At 40.6% G+C, this 7590-nt stretch carries 7 protein-coding genes; 6 read left to right on the top strand and 1 reads right to left on the bottom strand.

Going from position 1 to position 7590, the window contains the following annotated elements:
* Positions 1–868: 868 nt before the first annotated feature.
* Positions 869–1528, bottom strand: a complete 660-nt coding sequence (locus tag ACRCJ0_RS07540; RefSeq protein WP_431390071.1) for a GNAT family N-acetyltransferase — start codon at positions 1526–1528, stop codon at positions 869–871.
* A gap of 214 nt (positions 1529–1742) precedes the next feature.
* Between ACRCJ0_RS07540 and ACRCJ0_RS07545 the strand changes: the two genes are divergently transcribed.
* The 6 genes from ACRCJ0_RS07545 to ACRCJ0_RS07570 form a co-directional block, all read left to right on the top strand.
* Positions 1743–2912 (top strand): ATP-grasp domain-containing protein, encoded by a 1170-nt coding sequence (locus tag ACRCJ0_RS07545; RefSeq protein ID WP_431390072.1) that lies wholly within the window; start codon positions 1743–1745, stop codon positions 2910–2912.
* A 43-nt stretch (positions 2913–2955) separates the two neighbouring features.
* Complete coding sequence (locus ACRCJ0_RS07550; protein WP_026466402.1) at positions 2956–3693, top strand: esterase family protein; 738 nt, start codon at positions 2956–2958, stop codon at positions 3691–3693.
* A gap of 188 nt (positions 3694–3881) precedes the next feature.
* Positions 3882–4448: a 16S rRNA (guanine(966)-N(2))-methyltransferase RsmD gene (gene rsmD, locus ACRCJ0_RS07555; RefSeq protein ID WP_419970955.1), complete on the top strand. Its 567-nt coding sequence runs from the start codon at positions 3882–3884 to the stop codon at positions 4446–4448.
* Positions 4449–4949, top strand: a complete 501-nt coding sequence (gene coaD, locus ACRCJ0_RS07560; protein ID WP_431390073.1) for a pantetheine-phosphate adenylyltransferase — start codon at positions 4449–4451, stop codon at positions 4947–4949.
* Positions 4950–4985: 36 nt separating this feature from the next.
* The gene (locus ACRCJ0_RS07565; RefSeq protein ID WP_431390074.1) at positions 4986–5861 is read left to right on the top strand and encodes a helix-hairpin-helix domain-containing protein; all 876 of its coding nucleotides are present in this window, start codon (positions 4986–4988) and stop codon (positions 5859–5861) included.
* 136 nt (positions 5862–5997) lie between these two features.
* On the top strand, positions 5998–7590 hold a 1593-nt coding region (locus ACRCJ0_RS07570), incomplete at its 3' end, for a ComEC/Rec2 family competence protein (RefSeq protein ID WP_431390075.1).

Below are 7590 nucleotides of genomic sequence, written 5' to 3' on the forward strand. Positions count from 1 at the left end.
GATAAAGATTAGGAACACTAATTGGATTAGTGAAATTAAGCAGCATTTATGGAATTTAGCAAATAGAAAAACATATTTTATATAGAAATCACCATTCTGTAAATAGATGGGGTACCACACTTTATGCTCTTCTTACTTATCCTAATATGATTACTCAAATCCCAAGCAGTTATTAATATACGTAAATGGATAATGATAACCAAGTAGTGGATAAGTTCTGAGGCCTATCGGTGAATGTAGAACTATAACAGATGAATAGCACAATAGGAATCTATCAGGAAACACTTTTAAATTATATTTTTTTATTGATAAAAAGTATCTAATGTTCATGTTAATACCACAATTTACCCAGGATAGATTTAAATAATGATTCAATCGATTAGGATGGCATGAACTTTCATTAATGATTGTAGAACAAACGTTATTCTAGCTACCCCAATTGTTTACTAAGATCAGCTCTCCAGAAAATTGTAGGAAATTAAAACCATCTATGATCAGAGAATAATTATTCTCAATCGAACTATAGGAATAGACGATCCTTAAAAGTAGCCAAATAATAAACAACCCCTCTACAAATCTAGAGGGGTTTCGCATTGGTTAAATTAATAGCATGCTATATCTTTGAATTGTGACTTGATTTCCTTATTCGTTAATATGAGAGATATATCATATTTGGGTTGTCTACCCACAGCTGAGTTCTTGGAATCAACTAACTCATTGAGTGTATGGAACATTTCTAAAATTAACCTTAACTTTAGAAATTGCCACAATTTTTTACTACGTTTTTTAAACAGGTAATACGAAAATTCAGCATAGCCTCAAAATAAATTTTCGGACATTAAATAATATGAAATGTGTTCAAGTATTTTTATTGATTATCATAGATGAAAAATTCAAAAGGTGCAGTACTTTTTGAACCATCAAACGGTTCAAATAGACCGGGTTGATGATAAGTTAAGCTACCTGCACGGTGCATCCCTTTGTGGTCATAGAAAGGATAATTACATGAAGAGTCAGTGAATAGGTAGTAATTTGCCACGTTTTTAGCTTCAAAATAGTCTTTTGCAGCTTGGAATAGTTTGCTGCCGATTCCTAGACCTTGAAAATTTGGATCCATAATAAATAAGACGATGCGACCATCATAGGCGGTACTTGCTTGCGCTTTTTCTAGTAATTTTGCATCGTATTCATTTTCTATTTTCATCCGGTCATAAAAATAGTCGGCAATTTCCTGACCTTGTGCGTGGATAGTTGCAGCTGCTTCAGCTGTTGACCGCATTAACATCCGTCCGTATTTAGGTTCCAAGTCAGCAGACGCTAAGATAACACCTGCGATTTGTCCATCGACCTCAGCCACTGTTGCCATTGAGGCATCACTCAATGAGTTGTTTAAGTTTAAGTCAACATAAGCGTCAGTTGCCTCTGGGTATTCTTCATAGTCTGATTGAAACCAAGCGCCTCGGTTTAATGCGTGTAATGCTAGATAGTCTGCAGCTTGGGCAGATCTTAAAGTAACTTCTTGTGTCATAAAACACCTCCACTTTCCATTCTAACCGATGGACATATTAAGTACAACTGATACAGAGTGCCCGTTATGCGGGGCTTAAAAAGGGTGAATGAAGGCGTTTCCCTTAACTTAAATGCAATTGCTTTTTCACCCATTACCGCTTATAATGAATGAGAGATTCTAATCAAAAATTAATATAAAATACACGCAAAATACCTTGAGCGGAGGAGCTTACATGAATTTTATTGTGACATCACCCTTTTATCCAGAGAATTTTCAATTATTTACTAACCGGTTAAAACAACAAGGGTTCAACGTTCTTGGCATCGGTCAGGAACCCTATGACCAATTATCTCAATCTTTAAAAGATGATTTGACTGAATACTACAAAGTCAACGACTTAGAAAATACTGAAGAAGTCAAAAAAGCCGTTGCGTATTTATTTTTCAAACACGGGAAAATTGATCGAATTGAGTCGCAAAATGAACATTGGTTAAACTTGGAAGCTGAGATTCGTGAACAGTTTAATATTCCTGGCAACAAGCCAAAAGATTTGCGCAAGGTTAAATTTAAGTCTGAAATGAAGAAATTATTCGCTAAGGCGGGCGTGCCAGCGGTTCCAGGAAAAGTGGCCAATAAAAAGGGTACCGTCAACCGAATCATCAAGGAATTAGGTTTTCCTTTAGTAGCCAAACCCAATTCAGGTGTGGGTTCATCAGGTACCTACAAGTTAAAAGACCAAGAAGCAGTGGATAATTTTATTGCAGAGTGGGATGAGAAGGAGGCCTATTTCTTTGAGCCTTATATTGAAAATGCAAAATTACTATCTTATGACGGTTTAATCGACCCAAATGGTGAAATTGTCTTTGAAACAAGCTTGTATTATCGTGACCCAACTTTGGAGGTATTAAAGTACCAATTAGACTACGGCTATATTATTCAAAAGGAAATTCCAGAAAAATTACGGGCGTACGGTCAAGCTATCGTCAAACAATTCGGTATGAAGGAGCGGTTCTTCCATATTGAATTCTTTGAAAATGGGGATGACTACCTAGTGGTTGAATACAACAACCGAGTGGCTGGGGGTTATGCTATTGATATGTATAACTATGCCAACCATGTGGATTTATTCCGTCAATTTGCCCGCATTGTGGACGGTCAACCTTTTGAAACACCGACTGTACCTGCTCGTTATTGCGTGGCGATTACCCACCGTGATCAAAATACTTATGCCCACGATGAAGCGACTTTGCGCAGTCATTACGGCGACCGTTTTGTCTTCTCAAAACGTTTACCAGACGCTTTTGCGGCCTTACAAGGTAACCAATTCTATGGTATTTTAGCGGATACAGAAGCGGAAATTGAAGAGATTTTCAACTACGTCCACCAACATAAAGAAGGCTAGCCTTACATTGACTGTCATTTTACCCAAAACTGGAGGAAACCCCATGAATGCAGAATTCTTACACCATTATTCAGGTCACTTAAATCAAGAAATGTACTTAAATCGCTACGGGCACGCAGGTATTCCGGTAGTGGTATTCCCGTCATCTGGTGGGTCTAAAGATGAGTTTGCGGACTTCGGCATGATTGAAGCCGCACATTATTTCATCGAAGAAGGAAAAGTCCAATTTTTCACTCTATCATCCCATGACCAAGAATCTTGGTTACACAAGGGCAAGTCCCAGCATGACCGAGCTGAAGCGCACAATGCTTACGAACGTTATGTTATTGATGAAGCTATCCCATTCATCAAACACTATACAGGTTGGTTTGACCCAATGATGACAACAGGTTGCTCAATGGGTGCTTACCATGCCCTGAATTTTCAATTGAAGCATCCGGATGTCTTTAATAAAACCCTTGCCTTATCAGGTGTTTACGACGCCCGTTACTTCGGTGGTGACTTCGGCGGTGACCTAGCCGTTTACTACAACTCTCCAGTGGACTATATTTGGACCTTAAACGATCCATGGTTTATCGACCACTTGCGCCAAGCAGATATCATCGTTTGTACCGGTTTAGGTGACTGGGAGGCAGACGGTCTGCCCGGTTATTACAAGTTGCGTGAAGCTTTTGAGAATAAGAATATCCCAGCCTGGTTCGCAGAATGGGGGCCAGATGTGTCTCATGACTGGATTTGGTGGCGCCAGCAACTGCCGTATTTCCTAGGTTATATGGTGTAGAATCTTTTAAATATTGATTGGAAAAGAACGCCACGTGGTTAAGCAGGGCGTTCTTTTTTTATGAGGTTCGGATCAGAAAAATGCTTAGCTTAATCTTGGGGATTCTTTTTTCAAAGGGTCACTTATAGGTGGGCGGTCTTTGATATGGTAAAATATAGACAAATTTTAAATCGTGGGGTGACAAGTCTATGCGCGTCATAGCTGGAAAATTTGGGAAACATCGTTTAAAGGCGGTGCCAGGGGATAATACCCGACCAACTACAGATAAAATCAAAGAATCATTATTTAATATTATCGGCCCTTATTTTGATGAGGACACAAGAGTTCTGGACTTCTATGCGGGGTCTGGGGCGCTTGGAATAGAAGCCATTTCAAGAGGGGCAGCAGTCGTTTACGGTTTTGAAAAGAACCGGCAAGCACAAGCGACGATTAAGGAAAATGTGGCAGCCGTGCGGATTGAGGACCAATATGTTTTGAAGTCAGGGGACAACCGCAAAGCCATCCAACAATTACGTCAAGTAGATAAAGACCTGCAATTTGACTTGGTATTTTTGGATCCACCTTATAAAGGCCAACAATTAGAAGATGTGATCAACGGCTTTTTAGCAAATCATTGGCTGGCACCGGATGCCCGCTTAATTTGTGAATTAGACAAGCGAGACAAACTGCCGGAAGCCTTTGGACCACTCAAACAGATCAAAGATGTGACTTACGGAATCACTAGAATCCTGGTATATCAAATGGAGGAAGACTAGATGACAACAAAAGGAAGAGCCTTATACGCCGGGTCTTTTGACCCCTTAACAATGGGCCATGTGGACATGATTGAGCGGGCAGCCAAGATGTTTGACTACGTCTACGTCGCTGTCGCAACAAATACCACTAAAACCTCTTTATTTACTGGCGAGGAGAAATTAGTCTTAGCTCAGGAAGCCACTCAACACCTAGATAATGTAGAGGTAATCTACTTAAAATCTGGCCTAACAGTCAATTTCGCTAGAGAATTGGACTGCGGTATTTTGATCCGCGGTTTGCGTAACGGCAGTGACTTTGAACAAGAAACCAACATCGCCTTAATGAACAAGCATCAAGCACCAGATATCGAGACCGTTCTCTTGTTATCAAGTGAGAAATATCGTTTTGTTTCAAGCTCTATTATTAAGGAAGCGGCGAAGTTTAACGGGGACGTGTCTAGCGTTGTGCCGCCAAATGTCAACGAAGCCATTAAAGCCAAATACGCTGAATTAAATGGTTAAATTTTTTGAAAAATGAGCCGACGCTTTTAACTGACCTTGCCGTATATAATAGGTGAGGTGATCATCATGAATCAGTTGCGGGCGTGGCTAAGACAATTTGCATTAGATACGAAAGAAAAGAATATCCAACAAGTGTGGTTCTTGTATAGACCCTACTTGCTGGGTATTTTTGTCGTCTTTTTGACTTTGGGTGGACTAGGGATTTTTGGGCTTAGTCAGGTATTTCAAGGCAGACAAGGCCAAACTAATGCTTTAATGGTAGAGGCAGAAACGGATGAAGGGATCTCCAACTTGCTAAGCTCAGAAGAGTGCCTTTCGGAAAATGTTGTAGTTTCATCAAGTGCGGTGAATGGTATAGCAAGCGAAATCTCTAGAGAAGAAGTTGACGAAGAAACTGATGAAGAAACCGAAAATATTGCGAGTAGCGCAGCCAATGAAACCTGGTATGTAGACATTAAAGGAGCTATAAAAATCCCGCAAGTTGTCCCAGTGACCCCAGGTATGCGGGTTCATGATGTGGTTGAAATGGCGGGTGGAGTAACTGGAGAGGCGGACCAAAGTCAGGTGAATTTAGCGCAATTAGTGACTGATCAAATGGTGATTTATGTCCCTAAAATGGGCGAAGAGGTCAGTCTTTCAACTGAAGCATTGGTTGCTGGGTCCCAGGTCACAGAAAGTGCTGTATCCGAGAGTTCTGGGGACGCCACAAGTGACGGGGACCTGGTCAATATCAATACTGCAGATGCGACAATGCTACAGACCTTATCTGGTATAGGCGAGAAGCGGGCGGCCGATATCATTAATTACCGGGAGACGAACGGTCTATTTGAAACCGTCGATGACCTAGACCAAGTTTCAGGTATTGGGGAGAAAACGATGGAGAAGTTACGACCTTTAATCACGGTGAATTAAAATGCAATATAAGTTAGTCCTCCATAGTTTAGGTATACTTCTACTTGCCGTTGTAGCCCTGACCAATAGTCCTTGGGCTTGGCTTTCTTATGGCTTATTTTTGGTCCGTGTGCTTGCTTTAAAAGAGGGTAAATTTTTGCTACAACTAGTGTTTGTACATTGTTTACTCGGCACTTATTTTGTCTATCAAGATACTAGTCGACATAGCATCCTAACTGGGTCAGAAGAAGAATTGGTTATGGATGTGGCCATCACTGACGTAAAAGTTGAAGGCAATCTTTTGTCTTTTCAAGGGACTGCGCTCTTAAAGGGACAAAATGAAAAGATGCAAGTATTTTATATGCTTGAAGACGAAGAGGACCAAAAAGCTTGGTTAGATAAAGAACAATCTTTTCGGGCTGTAATTACGGGTACTTTGGAAATGGCCGATGAAAACCAAAATTTTCACCTGTTTAACTACCGGAATTATTTAAAACGGCAGAATATTTATTGGATCATGTCACCGGATGCCATTAATATTAACGAGGATTTGAATCACGGTCAATATTGGTTAGCCAACCAAAGACAAGCCATCATCAATTGGCTGGCAACCATTCAAAATCCGACCGTATCAGCTTATACTTTGTCTCTCTTTTTCAATGAAATGGATGCCCTTGAAGGGGAAGTGTTAGACGCTTATCAAGCAATTGGGCTGATTCATTTGTTTTCGATTTCCGGTTTTCACGTCCAGTATTTCTTAACTTTTTTCAAGAAAATCCTTCTTCGATTAGGCATCACAGTAGAATCTTTTGATTATTTCGCCATTGCCATCCTACTCATATATACCATCTTTTTAGGGTGGCCCTACGGTATGATTCGGTCTTTTGTGGCCTATACCTATAACGTCCTTCAGAAGCGGTGGGGCGGGCAACCTTCATCACTCGTAGGCACTTCCTGGTCCATGATTTTACTCCTAATGATAGACCCACGCAGTATCTTTACCCTGTCCTTTCAGTTGACCTATGCCTTGTCCTATACCATTTTATTTACCGGGAAATTTATCCAAGCCAAATGCCGGCACTTTCTACAAGTCGAAATCTGGCAAAGCTTTATCTGCAGTTTAGTCACCATTCCTTTTTTAACCATGACCTACTTTGAATTCTCCTGGGTGTCCCTTATCTTAAACTATGGTTATTCTTGGCTATTCGCCACCTTTTTATTTCCCGGACTTCTTTTGATTTTACTCATTCAAATCACCGGCTTAGGCACTTATTTCACCTGGCTACAAGCTGGATTAGCCTATTTGATTGAGGGAATAGAAATGCTTGCTCTGTTCGCTGAAAAATGGACTTGGTTTCAGTGGGTGACGGGTAGGCCACAAATTGCTGTCTTGGTATTTTTTGTGGTCACTTTACTCATGTATCTAGCGGACCTTTCCAAAGCGAAAGTCACTAAAGGCTTGCACGGACTATTAGCGCTTAGCTTAGTTTTACTGTATTTGAACCCTTATTTACACAGATACGGGCAAGTAGCCATGCTAGCGATCGGGCAGGGGGATACCTTTTTCCTAGAAATGCCTTACCAAAGAAAGGTCTATTTAATCGATTTAGCGGGGAAAATCAACTTCACTACACTTTTAGCTGACCAAGATCCGTCCAAATCATGGCAATTACGGGACAGTGAAAGTGTCGCTGAAAGGCAAATAATTCCAGCGCTTAAAGCAGCGGGGACAAGGACGATCGATGGTGTA

The organism is Aerococcus sp. L_32 (assembly GCF_050689315.1).

Coding starts and splice junctions, on each gene's coding strand:
- ACRCJ0_RS07550 (WP_026466402.1), top strand. CDS start 2,956: ATGAATGCAGAATTCTTACACCATTATTCAGGTCACTTAAATCAAGAA.
- ACRCJ0_RS07545 (WP_431390072.1), top strand. CDS start 1,743: ATGAATTTTATTGTGACATCACCCTTTTATCCAGAGAATTTTCAATTA.
- coaD (WP_431390073.1), top strand. CDS start 4,449: ATGACAACAAAAGGAAGAGCCTTATACGCCGGGTCTTTTGACCCCTTA.
- rsmD (WP_419970955.1), top strand. CDS start 3,882: ATGCGCGTCATAGCTGGAAAATTTGGGAAACATCGTTTAAAGGCGGTG.
- ACRCJ0_RS07540 (WP_431390071.1), bottom strand. CDS start 1,528: ATGACACAAGAAGTTACTTTAAGATCTGCCCAAGCTGCAGACTATCTA.